At 58.6% G+C, this 14,572-nt stretch carries 10 protein-coding genes; 3 read left to right on the top strand and 7 right to left on the bottom strand.

Features of this window, described 5'->3' with window-relative positions:
- Nucleotides 1–172 precede the first annotated feature (172 nt).
- The 5 genes from PO778_RS03730 to PO778_RS03710 form a co-directional block, all read right to left on the bottom strand.
- Nucleotides 173–1,579: an NAD(P)H-dependent flavin oxidoreductase gene (locus tag PO778_RS03730; protein WP_160729745.1), complete on the bottom strand. Its 1,407-nt coding sequence runs from the start codon at nt 1,577–1,579 to the stop codon at nt 173–175.
- 26 nt (nt 1,580–1,605) lie between these two features.
- A complete protein-coding gene (locus PO778_RS03725; protein WP_271438650.1) occupies nt 1,606–2,349 on the bottom strand; it encodes a class I SAM-dependent methyltransferase in 744 nt (247 codons plus the stop codon).
- A gap of 71 nt (nt 2,350–2,420) precedes the next feature.
- Nucleotides 2,421–3,548, bottom strand: a complete 1,128-nt coding sequence (gene prfB, locus PO778_RS03720) for a peptide chain release factor 2 (protein WP_271438649.1) — start codon at nt 3,546–3,548, stop codon at nt 2,421–2,423.
- A gap of 104 nt (nt 3,549–3,652) precedes the next feature.
- Nucleotides 3,653–6,169, bottom strand: coding sequence for a penicillin-binding protein 1A (locus PO778_RS03715; protein ID WP_271438648.1), 2,517 nt, complete (start codon nt 6,167–6,169; stop codon nt 3,653–3,655).
- A 68-nt stretch (nt 6,170–6,237) separates the two neighbouring features.
- A complete protein-coding gene (locus tag PO778_RS03710) occupies nt 6,238–7,107 on the bottom strand; it encodes an N-acetylmuramoyl-L-alanine amidase family protein (protein WP_160729741.1) in 870 nt (289 codons plus the stop codon).
- 486 nt (nt 7,108–7,593) lie between these two features.
- Between PO778_RS03710 and PO778_RS03705 the strand changes: the two genes are divergently transcribed.
- Both PO778_RS03705 and PO778_RS03700 read left to right on the top strand, forming a co-directional pair.
- Nucleotides 7,594–10,341 (top strand): Rne/Rng family ribonuclease, encoded by a 2,748-nt coding sequence (locus PO778_RS03705; protein ID WP_271438647.1) that lies wholly within the window; start codon nt 7,594–7,596, stop codon nt 10,339–10,341.
- Between the two features lies 1 nt (nt 10,342).
- A complete protein-coding gene (locus PO778_RS03700) occupies nt 10,343–11,380 on the top strand; it encodes a tetratricopeptide repeat protein (protein ID WP_271438646.1) in 1,038 nt (345 codons plus the stop codon).
- 16 nt (nt 11,381–11,396) lie between these two features.
- Here PO778_RS03700 and PO778_RS03695 read toward each other — a convergent pair whose 3' ends face one another.
- Nucleotides 11,397–11,957, bottom strand: a complete 561-nt coding sequence (locus tag PO778_RS03695; protein WP_333908174.1) for a class I SAM-dependent methyltransferase — start codon at nt 11,955–11,957, stop codon at nt 11,397–11,399.
- Nucleotides 11,958–12,091: 134 nt separating this feature from the next.
- Between PO778_RS03695 and PO778_RS03690 the strand changes: the two genes are divergently transcribed.
- Nucleotides 12,092–12,985 (top strand): haloalkane dehalogenase, encoded by an 894-nt coding sequence (locus tag PO778_RS03690; protein ID WP_271438645.1) that lies wholly within the window; start codon nt 12,092–12,094, stop codon nt 12,983–12,985.
- 29 nt (nt 12,986–13,014) lie between these two features.
- Here the strand turns inward: PO778_RS03690 and PO778_RS03685 are convergent, their stop codons facing one another.
- The gene (locus PO778_RS03685) at nt 13,015–14,487 is read right to left on the bottom strand and encodes a hypothetical protein (RefSeq protein ID WP_271438644.1); all 1,473 of its coding nucleotides are present in this window, start codon (nt 14,485–14,487) and stop codon (nt 13,015–13,017) included.
- Between the last annotated feature and the right edge of the window lie 85 nt (nt 14,488–14,572).

The raw sequence follows: 14,572 nt of genomic DNA, 5'->3' as shown, positions 1-14,572 counted from the left end.
TCCTCGCTATTCCGGGCCGGGCCGTACCGGCCTCGCCGATCTAAGACTCGCACTTGAATTCAGGCTGTCCGGTATCGCTTGGTTCATTCAGCAACGGACCAGAGAATGAGAAAGCCCTGACAGAACATGATATTCTGCCAGGGCCAGTTATTCATTCAGTTATCGGGGCGCGCTAGTCGCCCGTGAGGATCCGGTCGACCAGCTGTTTCACGGTCGGCGTGAAATTGTTCGAATAGAACGGATCCTGCTTAAAGCGGTATGCGGCGTGACCGGCAAAGGCCAAGTTCTCGTCTACCGGCTCCCCATGCGCGATGTTCTGCAGATTTTTCTGGATGCAGAAACTGCGCGGATCGGCGAGCCGCCCGGTCGTGTAATCATCGTGGTCTTTCCAAGACGAGAACGCACAATGCGACAGACAGCCCATGCAATCGGTCTGATCCTTGCGGATTACATCGCGTTTTTCCGGGGTCACGAAAACTAGCGTGTCATCGGGCGTCTTGAGGGCTTCTGTATGCCCTTCGCCCATCCAAACGCGGGCCTGTTCCTGATCGGACGGTGCAACCCAAAGCTTCGCACCTTTGCCGCCGAAACCGAGCTGTACGCTTTGATCGGCAGTTTGATCTTTCGAGAAAGCGATTTGCCGTTCGCTGCGGTGCATCAGGTCGAACAGGAAGGGGTTTTTCACTGCGGACGAATAAAATCCGGTTGGCGAAAATTTGTGCAAGAACACATCGCCCGGCTCGATTGTCCGCAGCATGTCTTTCCATTCCTGCGGGATCGGGCTTTCTTCTGTCAGCAACGGCCGGGTGCCGAATTGGAACGCAATCTTGCCCAGCTCAGGATTGTCGATCCAGTGTTCCCATTCGCGCAGCGCCCAAACGCCGCCCGCCATCACGATTGCGCAGTCTTCGGAAACGCCTTCCTTGCGCATCGTCTCACGCAATGCCTTCACCCGTGGATACGGGTCCTGCGGCTCGCGCGGGTCTTCCGCGTTCGAAAGCCCGTTGTGACCGCCGGCCAGCCACGGATCTTCATAAACCACCGCAGCCATCAGGTCGGGCACCTTGTTATAGCTGCGCTTCCACAATGCGCGGAATGCGCGTGCCGAACTGATGATGGGCAGATAGCTGACATTATAGCGGGCCGCGATTTCGGCCAGCTTGTAAGGCATCCCTGCGCCGCAGGTGACCCCAGTTACAAGGCCCTTGGTATTCTCGAGGATACCTTCGAGCACCGCCTGCGCGCCGCCCATTTCCCACAGGACGTTGATGTTGATCGCACCCTGCCCGTTGGAAATGTCGTAGGCCTTGCGCACCTGCTCAGTGCCGCCATCGATACCGTATTGGATCAGTTGTTCATGGCGTTCCCGGCGCGTTTTCTGCGGGTAGACCTGCGGGATCACATCGCCATTTTCATCTGTGCTGTCTGCATTCACCGCGCTGACAGTACCGATACCGCCGGCAGCAGCCCAAGCACCGGAGCTCGCGTGATTGGTCGCAGAAACGCCCTTGCCGCCTTCGATCACGGGCCAGACTTCGCGTCCGCCATACACAATCGGGCTCAAACCCTTAAAAGCCATCGTAAATCATTTCCTTGAATTGCGACCTATTTCGCCGCGTTTCCCGCGCCCGCTGTATCCCCACGGCACGGCTTTATGTCTTCAGGTTCTGGCCTCGTAGCCGCTGCTTTGAACTGTGCATAGTACCCTGCCAGTTCCGGCGCATCCTTGAATGCCACCAGTTCAAACCCGACCCGCTTGAATTCACATGACAGCAAAAGCGGATTGATTCCGTGCTGATCAGTTGGCCGGTCTACATCGACCACTATCACTTGCCCGCCTTCATTCAAGGCGGGCCACAGACGGTAAAGGAACGCGTAGGGTTCCTGAACCTCGTGATACATATGGACCAGGAATATCCGGTCGAAACTGTTTTCCGGCAAACGGGGATCGTCCCCCGCACCAAGCTTTATCGAAACGTTGTCGAGCCGTTCTTTCTCGACCCTGTTCCCAAGCCTTTCCAGTGCATCCTCGTCGATGTCCTGCGCAAGAACACGCCCTTCACTGCCGACACGTTCGGCCAGGCGCACGGTGTAATACCCCTCGCCCGCACCGATATCAGCGACAGTCATCCCCGGCTCGATTTCGGCCAGGTCCATGACTTTCTGCGCTTCCCCCGCTGCATCGCGGGCAGTTTCAGTCGAAAACTGGTTCGCCCCCAGATCGGACACGGGCCGGTCAGGCAGCGGAAATTGCCTCGCAGTTTCAGGCCGGTCCGGTTGCGCCTGCTTGCACGCGCCAAGCGCTGCGATTGCAGACATCAGCGGCAGGATGAGATAGGCAGACTTCATCCGCGAATTCTTAGGCACGTCGGCCCGCTGGTGCAAATCCCTGCGGCAGACACAAGGCCACTGGGCAGACCCTATTCGACATCTTCAACATCGACGGTTTCACCGGTCACACGCTGGGCCAGCGCGGCAGAGATGAATTCGTCGATTGCGCCGTCTAGAACATTGTCCGGCGCAGTTGAGGTCACGCCCGTGCGAAGGTCCTTCACCATCTGATAGGGCTGCAGCACGTAGCTGCGGATCTGGTGGCCCCATCCGATATCCGTTTTGGATTCGTATTCGGTACCTGCTGCCGCTTCGCGCTCAGCCATCTCGCGTTCGAACAAGCGCGCTTTCAACATGTTCATCGCTGTTGCGCGGTTCTTGTGCTGGCTGCGGTCATTCTGGCTGGCGACCACAATCCCGGTTGGCTGGTGCGTGATACGAACCGCGGAATCGGTCGTGTTCACGTGCTGGCCGCCCGCGCCGGACGCACGGTAAGTATCGATCTTCAGGTCGCTTTCGTTGATTTCGACCTCGAAATCATCGTCGATCACCGGGTACACCCATACCGAACTGAAGCTGGTGTGGCGCCTGGCAGAGCTGTCGTACGGGCTGATGCGGACGAGACGGTGAACACCGCTTTCAGTCTTGGCATAGCCGTAGGCATTTTCGCCTTTGACCAGCAGCGTGGCCGATTTGATCCCGGCCTGCTCGCCAGCATGATAATCGACCAATTCTACCTTGTAGCCTTTGCGTTCCGCCCAGCGCGAATACATGCGCTGGAGCATTTCGGCCCAATCCTGGCTTTCTGTGCCGCCCGCGCCAGCGTGAATTTCGATGTAGGTATCGTTGGCATCAGCCTCGCCCGCGAGCAGTGCCTGAACCTTGTCGGCATCGGCGCGGTCCGCCAGCTTTTCCAGACTGGCTAGCCCGTCATTGACGATTTCCTCGTCTCCTTCGGCTTCACCCATCTCGATGAATTCCACAGCATCGGACATCTCTGAAGATATCTGGCGCACGGTGTCGACCGCGCTTTGCAGCTGCTTTTGCTCGCGCATGATCGTTTGCGCTTCCTTGGGACGGTCCCAAAGGGTCGGGTCCTCGACCCGCGCACTGAGTTCGTCGAGACGCCGCAAAGCGCGCTCCCAATCAAGCGATTGGCGCACAAGCTGAAGCGCAGCTTCGATCCGGTCGATATGAGCCTGCCCTTCGGCACGCATAATTTTTTCTCCGCAAAGTCGCGGCCCGCTTAGCGGACGGACATGGATTGTAAAGTTCAGCGGTGCGCGCGCCCGGGCATGTCGCCGCGCGATGCCGCCGCTGATTAGTAGATACCGCCTTGTTCTTCGGCGAAGTTTTCCGGCACTTCTTCGCGATTGGCAGTGTTTTGCGAAATGCTCGCGGCCTGACTTCCCTGCCGAATTAGGGCCAGGATTTCCTTCCGCTTGCTTTCAATTTCGTCGCGCCGCGTGATCCGTGGTGGTTCTGTATCGGGCTTGAAAGCCTCCCAGATCACGCTGGCCTTGGGTTCTTTGCCCGGCCATGCGTCAAACACACGTTTGCCTGAAATGCGGTCGACCCTCACCATCCGTACTCCCGGCGGGGCAACGAACGGATCTCCGCTCAGCCTGTCTTTTGTTTCGCCGAAAAATTGCCGGATGATCGGCGCGGCGACTGTTCCGCCCTGCGCATACCCCCCGAGATTACGCGGGGTATCGTATCCGATGTATACGCCAGCGACCACTTCTGGTGTGCCGCCTACGAACCAGACGTCTTTTGGCCCCGTCGTGGTTCCGGTCTTGCCGAACATTGGTACGCCAAGATCCCTGAGGACCGTTCCGGTGCCGCGCTGGACGACGCCCTCAAGCATATGGACAGTCTGATATGCGGTGCGCGCATCAAGCGCTTGCTTGCCGGTCGGCTTCAGGCGGGGCATTGGCTGCCCGTCCCACTTGGCCATGTTGCAGCCCGTACAATCGCGTTTGTCAGCGCGATAAATCACCTTCCCGCGCCGGTCCTGAACATAGTCGATCAGTGTCGGTTCGTTCAGGCGGCCGTGGTTGGCCAGCGCGGAATAGGCATTGACCATCTTCATGACCGTGGTCTCACCCGCACCAAGGGCGAACGCCGGATATGGCTGATAATCGCCAATCTCGAGATTCTTGATCGTCTTCACAACATTGGGCATGCCCGCTTCCATAGCGATATGGACGGTCATCAGGTTCCGCGACTGTTCAAGCCCCCAACGCATCGTATGGACGCCGCCGCCACCACCGCCGGAATTGCGAAAACATTTTTCACCCAGCTGAGAGCCCTGATAATAACAGAAAGTCTGGTCAGGCACCTCGCTGGCCGGTGTCATCCCGTTGTCCAGCCCTGTTGCGTAAACGAATGGCTTGATGGTGGAGCCTGGCTGCCGGTTGGCCTGAGTCGCCCGGTTGAACGAACCAAGTCTGCTGTCGAAACCGCCTTGCATGGCTAGCACCCGCCCGCTTTGCGGGTCCTGGGCGACAAAGCCGCCCGACACCCCGGGCAAGCTCCGCACCAGATAACCGGCACCGGATTTCTGGGCTGCAACGACATCGCCAGCCTTCAATGCATTGGGCAGGTTGCTCAGCGGGGCTTCTTCGCCGTCCGAAAAACCGATGGTCGCATTGCTTCCGCTGCGTTTGGTGACAACGCCGATGCGCCAGCCTTCGTAATTGATGCCGAGGAAGGAGCTTGCAAGCTGGCTGCTCCAGCCGCCTTCATCCATGTCGATGGTTGCAATGGGCCCGCCCCATCCGCGGTTGCCGTGATATCGCATCATGCCGCGGCGAAGCGCATCGCGGGCTGCAATCTGCATTTCCGGATCGAGCGATGTTCGCACCCAAAGGCCGCCCGCATAGACGCTGTTCTTGCTCTCTTCGGCGGTCTCGCCAAATTCCTCGATCAGCTTGCGGCGCACCTCTTCAAGGAAGTAACCGGCATCGACGGATTGGCTGCTGGACCGCTGCATGACAAGGCCAAGTGGCAGCGCCTTCGCGGCGTTGGCTTCGCTCTCGGTAATGAAGTCATTCGCAGCCATCTGCGTCAGGACGAAATTGCGACGTTCCATCGCCCGGTCGAAGTTTTTCTGCCGGCTGTAGGTTTCCGGCGCCTTGGGCAAGATCGCCAGATATGCCATCTCGTGCAGTTCCAGATCGCCCACATCCTTGTCGAAATACGCCCGTGATGCTGCCTGCACGCCGAAGCTGCGCCGCCCAAGCGGGATCTCGTTCAGATACAGCTCAAGGATCTGCTCCTTGGTCAGAACGCCCTCAATCCTGCGGGCCAGCATCAATTCCTTGATCTTGCGGGTCACCGAATATTCGTTGGTGAGGAGGATATTCTTCGCAACCTGTTGGGTAATGGTCGACCCGCCTACCGCACGCTCTCCAGAACCCAGCTTGCTGACATAATCGAACACAGCACCGATCAAACCGCCCGCATCGATCCCGCCATGACTGAAGAATGTCTTGTCTTCTGCCGCCAGATACGCCTCGATCAATGTCTCGGGGAAATCGGCATATTGCAGCTGCACACGCCGTTCACGTGCATAGGAGTGTACGATCTCGCCCTCGACACCGCGGACAACTGTAGGAAGCGGCGGTTCGTAATCCAGAAGCGTATTCGCGTCAGGCAATGTCCGCGCGATCAACGCCCACACAATGATCCATAGGACCAGCAAACTGCCCAGCCCGATGGCACTCCAGCGGAACCAGCGGCGCTCGCGCCAATTGCTCTTGAACCAATTCAGCACCCCGCTCGCTTCGCGGCGGATACGGTAGCTGATGGATTCGAATTTAGATGTGTCGACCATAATTGGCTTCAGCCTTTAGCACGGCATTTCTGTCTCGCACCAGAATGTATCTCGCAGATGACCGGTGATTACGTTGCCGACTGCCGGGCGAAGTAAATCCTGATCGCTCGGGCCATGGTTTCGGCAAAGCCTTTCTTGCCCTCTTCCGACGTCAAACGGTCCGCATCGTCAGGATCGGTGATGAACCCCGATTCGTAAAGCACCGCAGGAACATCAGGCGCACGCAAAACTGCCAGCGCGGCAGCTCTTCTGCGTTGCGGATGAAATTGGAGAATACCGATCCCTTCGCGCACGATCAGGCCCGCAAATTCGGCCGAATTTTGCTGAACGCGCCGCTGGGCAAGTTCCACCAGAATATCGCTGATTTCCTGACTCTGCCCCTCGATGCGGACACCGTTCAATCTGTCGGCGCTGTTCTCCCGTTCTGCAAATCGCGCAGCCGCTTCACTCGAGGCTTCTTCCGACAGGGTGTAAATGCTCGCGCCGCGCACACCAGAAACCTCGCCAGAGGAATCGGCATGGATCGAGATAAAGAGATCCGCATTCAGGCGGCGAGCGATTTCAGGCCTTTCTTCCAGCACCAGAAACGTGTCGTCGCTGCGCGTTAGAGCCACACGGATGCCGCCTTCTTCAATCAACTGGTCGCGCAGCGCTTCTGCGAGGCCGAGCACCACGTCCTTTTCGCGGTAGCCGGCACCGCTGGCACCAGGGTCTTTGCCCCCGTGGCCGGCGTCGATCACAACCAATGGGCGCGACATGTCCTGAGGCCCGAGGACTTCGGGCAAATCCAGTTCGGCCCCGGAGTCAGGCAGCAACAAACGCACCACATAGTCGCGTCCGAGGTGCGGCACAGGTAATGTCAGGCCGAATACGTACAGCCCGCCGACCAGCAGAACCGGGGCAAGAAAAATTAACCATATTTGCATCCGCAGTGACATTGCGCGCCATCGTTACGGTGTTGCGGGCAAGTTGCGCAATATGGTTGCGACAAGAAACCCACGGTGCTAGCACGAACGCGTTGGCAAGGGTTCGCCTTGTTCACGCCGATTGAAGTCCGATTGCGGATGAAATCAGCGTTTTGGACATGATAATTGCCGATTACCGCCGGGGCCCCGCTTCGGCATTACTACAGGTTGATGCAGACATGAGAAGCCTCTCCCCGACCCACACGTTGCTGCCGCAAGGCCGCGCCGTGATTTGGGCGGACCGGGCGGCGCACACAATGCGCGATCTCTGCTCCGCAGACACATCACTCCGGCTCAATTCAGTAAAGCGGGCGAATAAGCGCCCGAGCCGGTCTTTCATCACCGCATCGTCACACAGAACGAGCGGACTACACACATATTTGCGCCTCCCAATAGGCGGAACGGCATCAGGCAAAGTCCTGAAATCCGGGCCGCCCGGTCGCGCATGGAGAAAATTCAATGGCAACGCGCATGCTAATCGATGCGCGCCACTCGGAAGAGACCCGGGTGGCGGTACTAAAAGGCAACCGGATTGAGGAATTCGACTTTGAATCTGCTGAACACAAGCAGATCAAAGGCAACATCTATCTTGCAAAGGTAACGAGGGTTGAACCTTCGCTGCAGGCGGCATTTGTCGACTTCGGCGGCAACCGTCACGGCTTCCTCGCCTTCAACGAAATCCATCCTGACTATTATCAGATTCCGAAGGAAGATCGCGAGCAGCTGCTCGCCGAAGAGGCCGAAGCAGCGGAAGAAGAAGCACGCCTTCGCGCTGAGGAAGAAGATGAAGGCAACGTCCCCGGCGATGAATACGACGCTGACGACGAATCTGCTGGATCCTTGGCTGAAGACCTTGCCGAAGACGGCATGGAAGAAATCGACACTTCGGAAAAAGACAGAGTCGCCACCATCGAAGAAGGCCATGTAGATGGCGACGACGATAACGATGACGACGAAGATGATGATGGATCATCGGACGGCGATGACGACGGCAAATCCAAGGGTGGCCGTGGACGCGGCCGCCGCGGACGCAATGGCAAAGGCCGCCGTCAGGGCGGAAACAAGGGCCGTAGCCGTGCGAAAGAAGTCGACGAAGTTCGCGCAAAGCGTATGGCCCTGCGCCGCCGCTACAAAATTCAGGACGTAATCCAGCGCCGTCAGGTCTTGCTGGTGCAGGTCGTGAAGGAAGAACGCGGCAACAAGGGCGCTGCCCTTACCACCTATCTCAGCCTTGCCGGCCGCTACACGGTATTGATGCCGAACAGCAGCCACGGCGGCGGCATCTCGCGCAAGATTTCCAGCGCGCAGGATCGCAAGCGCCTCAAGCAGATTGTCGGCGACCTCAGCCTGCCGAAATCGATGGGTCTGATCGTTCGCACCGCCGGCCTCAGCCGCACCAAAACCGAAATCAAGCGCGATTTCGATTACCTTGCCCGTCTATGGGGCGAAATCCGCAACAACACGCTGGGTTCCAGTGCCCCTGCCCTGATCCATTCGGACAGCGACCTTATCAAGAGGGCGATCCGCGACATCTACAATCGCGAGATCGAAGAAGTGATTGTCGAAGGCGAGGACGGATACAAATCCGCCAAATCCTTCATGAAGATGCTGATGCCCAGCCACGCACGCCGGGTGAAAGCGTATTCGGATCCGGTCCCGCTGTTCCAGCGCTACGGTGCCGAAGATCAGCTGCGCGCGATGTACGACCCGATGGTCCAGTTGAAATCGGGCGGCTATCTGGTGATCAATCCCACGGAAGCCCTGGTGTCGATCGACATCAACTCCGGCCGTTCCACCAAGGAACACGGGATCGAGCAGACCGCGACTGCGACGAATATCGAAGCGGCGAAGGAAATCGCCCGTCAGTTGCGCCTGCGTGACATGGCCGGTCTGGTCGTGATCGACTTCATCGACATGGAATACAATTCCAACGTCCGCAAAGTCGAACGCGCCATGAAGGACGCGCTCAAGAACGATCGCGCCCGCATTCAGGTAGGCCGGATTTCCGGCTTCGGCCTCATGGAAATGAGCCGCCAACGCTTGCGTACAGGTGTGCTCGAAGCGTCGACCCGCGAATGCCCGCATTGTGATGGCACAGGCCTGGTGCGCACCGCATCGAGCGCCGGCCTCTCCGCCCTTCGCCTGATCGAGGATGAAGCGGCAAAGGGTAAGGGAACGGTTATCCAGCTTGCTGCGAGCACCGAGGCCGCTGTCTACCTGCTAAACGCCAAGCGCGCAGATCTTGCCGAGATTGAACACCGGTACAACGTGACCGTCGAAGTCATTCCTGAAGGGGAAGACGAAGGCGCGAAGATGTCCGTCAGAAGCTCTGGCCCTCGTCCTACCGAAGCGCCAAAGTTCGATCCTATCGTCGATGACGAAGAGGACGAAGAGGAAGTCGAGGAAAACTTCGACGAAAGCGATAATGACGACGAAGGCAAGCCGAAGAAGAAGCGCCGCCGGCGCGGCGGACGTGGCCGTAACAAGGCCAATGACGGCGACGACGATTCCGATCAGGTCGCATCCGATGATGACAATGACGAGAACCGTTCCGATGGCGAAGACGACGAAGATGGCAAGCCCAAGAAGAAGCGCCGTCGGCGCGGAGGCCGGGGTCGCCGTGGGGGCCGTGGTCGCGGTGATAGCGAACAATCCAATGACATAACTGCAGACGACGCGGAAAACCTCGCCGAGGTTTCCGAGCAGGTCAAACAGGATATGGCTGTCGTTGCGGGCCCGGATGGCTCACCTGAAACCGCAGAAGCTGCCGCAGCAGAAGAGAAACCCAAGCGGACACGCAGAAAGAAGGCCGCTCCGGCCTCTGCTGAAGCTTCGGCGGAAGCGCCGGCTGAAGCAGAAAAGCCGAAGCCCAAGCGGACCCGGAAAAAGAAATCCGACGAAACGGCGGACGAGCAACCGGCTGAAGACAAGCCGAAGCGCACGCGTCGCAAGAAGGCGGATATCGAGGCTCCCGCAGCTGATGATGCTGAGAAAGCAGATGAGAAGCCGGCCAAGAAGGCTCCTGCCCGCAAAGCTGCTGCCCGCAAGGCACCTGCCAAGAAGGTGAAGGAGCAGCCGGCAGAGGACGCTGCGGCTGTTTCAGTCCCCGTCACTGCAGAGAAGGCTCAGGCACCGGAACCTGCCGCAGAAACCGACAAGCCCGCGAAAAAACGCGGCGGTTGGTGGCAGCGCACCTTCGGAGAATAAATTGAGCGCCCGCCGCCTCAGGCATGCTGCAATTGCGATTGCAGCCGCCCTGATCCCGGCGGCGGGCGTCTCAGCTTCTGACAATCCTGGGCTAGACGCCTACATGGCCGGGGATTTGAGGGAAGCAACCCAGCTTTGGCGCTCCGCTTGTGAAGAAGATAACGCGACTGGCTGCTACCACCTCGGGGTTGTTTACCGTGATGGAGAAGGCGTCAAACGAAGCAACGCGCGCGCAAGTGAGCTGTTCGAAAAGGCTTGCGACCTCGGTAGCGGGAAAGCGTGCTTCAACCGTTCGCTTGAGGCTGCCAGTTCTGGCAGCGACCCGGATTTCACCAAACAAATTCGTTTTCTTCACCGTGGCTGCGATCTTGGCTCGATGCGGTCATGCGCCAACCTTGCCGGGCATTACCTGCACGGCAAAGGATTAGAGAAAAATGTCCCGGCAGGTATCTCGCTCCTCGATGCCTCCTGTGTCTCAGGAGAGCGAAGCGCTGGCAGTGCCTGCTTCACTCTGTCAGCGGTATTTGATGGTCATGGAAACATGGTGCAGATCGAAGATCCGGTGCGCGCCAACCATTGGCTCAACATCGGTTGCGGATATGTAGATCTCGACAGCTGTACCAATCTCGGATTTCACTACCGGACCGGTTACGGCGTTCCTCGGGATATGGTCCGCGCCAATGCTTTGTACGCGATTGCCTGCAATGATGGTGACGGCCTGCAGTGTCCGATGTATTCACCGAATGAGTATTTCGGCGGCGGCAGCCCGTACGAAGGTGGCAATGTCAAAGCCCGCCTGCTGCCGGTGGCTGGCCTCTATTCTGACGCGTGCGATGCTGGACTTGCGCATGGCTGCTCAGCACTTGCATATGCAATCATGCGCAGTAGATCGGCGGCCGCAAGCGAAGGTCAGATCCGGTCATTGCTGGATCGTTCAGTCGCCTTGCTTCCGGAAAACTGGTTCGCAAAGTGGCTGCTTAACGAGGTTGAAACGACCGGTCTGAAGGAATGGGATCGCCGCAACCGGTTCAAGGATTAAGCCCGCCGTTGCGGGCTCAGGAACCAAACTTTGTTCCCACACCCCATTCTACCCAACCGACGGGCCTGGGCGTTTTGGGAACGTATTTTTCGCCAAGTCTCTCCGTTTCAAATCCACCCTCGCGCACTGCGGTGGTGATGGGCCGGGTCAGATGGCAGCCGCCTGCGATCGGCTTCCATACCGGCTCGATCCGATCCTGCCATTTCGCCACACTCTGGTCTGGTGCACGGCCGTGTTCCAGAAACAGCAGCTTGCCGCCTGGACGCAGAATTCTGCGCATTTCGCGCACAACCTGAGCCTGATCCTGCACCGAGCACATCGTGAATGTGCACACCACAGTGTCGAAGCTTTCATCGGAAAACGGAATGTCTTCACCGATCCCGTCGCGGATGTCGGCCTGCCAGCCTTTGTTCTCCGCTTCCTGTCTGGTGTATTCAAGTAACTTCGCGCCGGGATCTATTCCGCAATAAGAATCGATCGCAGCAGCATTGTAGAATTGTTGGTTGATACCCCCGCCGCAGCCGATCTCAAAGACATCGCCTGTAGCCATCGGGACTAACTGCGAACGCAGCTTCATAATCTGTGGAGCACCGCAAGCGAACTTTATGACCCGCGGTACACCGTGTTCATCCCACCATGACTGTAGGCCCATTTTGCACTTCCCAACTGCCTCGCACGAAGTCATGATACTGGAAGGGGAGGATGTTTACCATGTCAAAGGTTCACCGGACGCCGGATGCCCGCTTTGCCGATATTCCCGGCTATCCTTTCGATCCTCGCTATCACATCCTGAAAGACGGATTGCGGCTCCATTATTTGGACGAAGGTCCGCAAGGCGGAACGCCTGTCCTCATGTTGCACGGCGAACCGAGCTGGAGTTTCCTCTACCGCAAGATGATTGGCCCGGTGGTGGAGGCTGGCTACCGTGTCCTGGCGCCGGACCTGATTGGCTTCGGCAAATCGGACAAGCCAACGTCCAAGTCCGAATTCACTTACCAGCGTCACGTCGCGTGGATGCGCGAATGGTTCGAGGCGATGGGGCTTAACAACGTTATTCTGGTTTGCCAGGATTGGGGCTCGCTGATCGGCCTCAGGCTTGTGGCCGCGATGCCGGAAAGGTTCGCAGCGGTTGTCCTGTCCAACGGAGGTTTGCCTGCGGGGCAGGAACCACCTCCAGCATTTGCCAAATGGCGCGCCTTCGCAAAAATGAGTCCGGTCTTCCCGATCGGCGGAATAATCCAGCGAGCGACGACGACCGATCTGCCCGACAGCGTCGTGCAGGCCTACAACGCCCCTTACGACACCCGAGCCAGCAAGGCCGCAGCACGCATTTTCCCCGCTCTGGTCCCGCTGGGCGATAACATCGAAGTGCCCGCACAACTCGAAGCGTGGAAAGTTCTGGAAAAGTTTGAAAAGCCTTTCACCTGCTGCTTTAGCGACAGGGACCCCATCACGAGGGGCGGCTTCACCCCGTTTCAGGAACGAATTCCCGGGGCAAAGCATGACCTGCACCGGACGCTTCGCGGGGGTCACTTCATTCAGGAAGACGATCCCGAAGGATTTGTCGGAGCAATCCTCGACACGGCAAAGCTGGCAGGCGTTTAGCCGCAGCCTGAGCGCGCATCAGAAACCGGTCAGCTAACCGTCCGCTCAGCGTTCAGGGCATCGCCGATCTGGCCAATCTCTTCCGCAAGCGCCGTTTCGAGCGCCTCGTCGCTCAATGCCGCGAGCCTGACCATCTGCGGCATTGAAAGGCCGACCCGCAAGGTCCCGCCCCATTTGCCTTCTTCGGTTCGCACGCTCTTTACAGGCTGCCCCAACCTCAAGCCCGACAGCGCGAGTTTGCGGTGCAGTTTTTCTGCCCCTTCAAAGAACTCTGACGCAGGATGCGAGCTGACATCGAGGGTTGCCAGCGTGAGCATTTCCAGCGGATGTCCCCGCGCCTCCGCCCCATCATTATCACTATGGGGCTGGACGAGCTCGAACCCGAACGGCTGGATCAATTTCGCCTCCAACGCCCGCTGAAAAGCGAAAATCACCCGCTTTATCTGATCCAGGGAAAGCTGCTGAAAGCGTTCCAGTTCGAACACAGAGGCTTCCAGACGAAGCGCCAGACCTGGATTCTCGCTGTCTTCCAGATCGCTTGCACCGAGCCAGCTGTCAGGCCATTCAGCCCGCCGGAAAATGTTGCGAAACCCCTTGGGAAGCTCTGCTGCTTGAGCGACAGTCGCATCAGGGACCAATGCAAAGCCGCTGAAGGGCGCGCCGCCCATGAATTTGGACCCGGTGAGGAAAACAACCGCCCCGCGGTCGAGATAGGCCTGAACGGCGTCAGACATGATCCGCGCCTGACACGCGTCGACAACCAGTGTGAAGGCATCGCCGAATTCGGAACGCAGGCTGTCAATTTCGCTTAGCTCGGGCAAGATCAGGCCGGTTTTCGACCCGTGGACAACATGGACCAGCGCATGACGGCCCATTTGCCGGGCAAGCTCGAGCTCGACACGGATCGCCTCGGCCATCTCTGCGCTTGTGCGCGCCTGCCCCTGCATACACCGGACCGGAATGTCGGCTAGGCTGACATTTTCCAATCCTTCGACATCGGCACCCTGCTCGGTATCCCTGCCCAATGCAGTTTCCGGGGCAAAATAGTTGCCATGTGCCGAATGAACGCAGCCCCGGCCCACTTCATCTGCGCCGAGCAAAATATTGTGGATTCCGTTCGGCTGACGTCCGCGCACAGCGGCCAGCGCAACGTATTCAAGGTCGGTTCCCGACGGCGCGAACACGACATCACACCCCTCGCCCAGATCATAAGCCGACCTGATCCGGCGGCTCAGATCAGCGAGGTGTTCACGATAAGCCACAGTTCCTGCGCCGCGCAGCGCCAGGAGATGACGAAATGCGTCGGCTGACAGATCGTTTGCGGTGGAAGATGCAAATGCCAGCGCGCGCCGCGGATAAGGGGCGGACATGTAGCGATTGAGCCCGGTTTCCGGATCGAGGTCTATCCGGGCATCACCGCCAGAGGACAGCAGCGAAACAAGATCGCGCACATCATCAGTGGCCGAAAAATCAGGATGGAGGTCAGGATATTTAGCAAGCATTCAGGGATCGGCCCGACAATTGTACTTGGCCACGGCCCCTAGCAGAACTAAGGGACGGCACCACCGCAAAAGAGGTTAATCGAGT

The sequence above is a fragment of the Pontixanthobacter luteolus genome (assembly GCF_947494915.1).
Lineage (GTDB): Bacteria > Pseudomonadota > Alphaproteobacteria > Sphingomonadales > Sphingomonadaceae > Pontixanthobacter > Pontixanthobacter luteolus.
The sequence above is the reverse complement of the archived record's forward strand: the minus strand, read 5'-3'. Positions and strand labels throughout refer to the sequence as shown.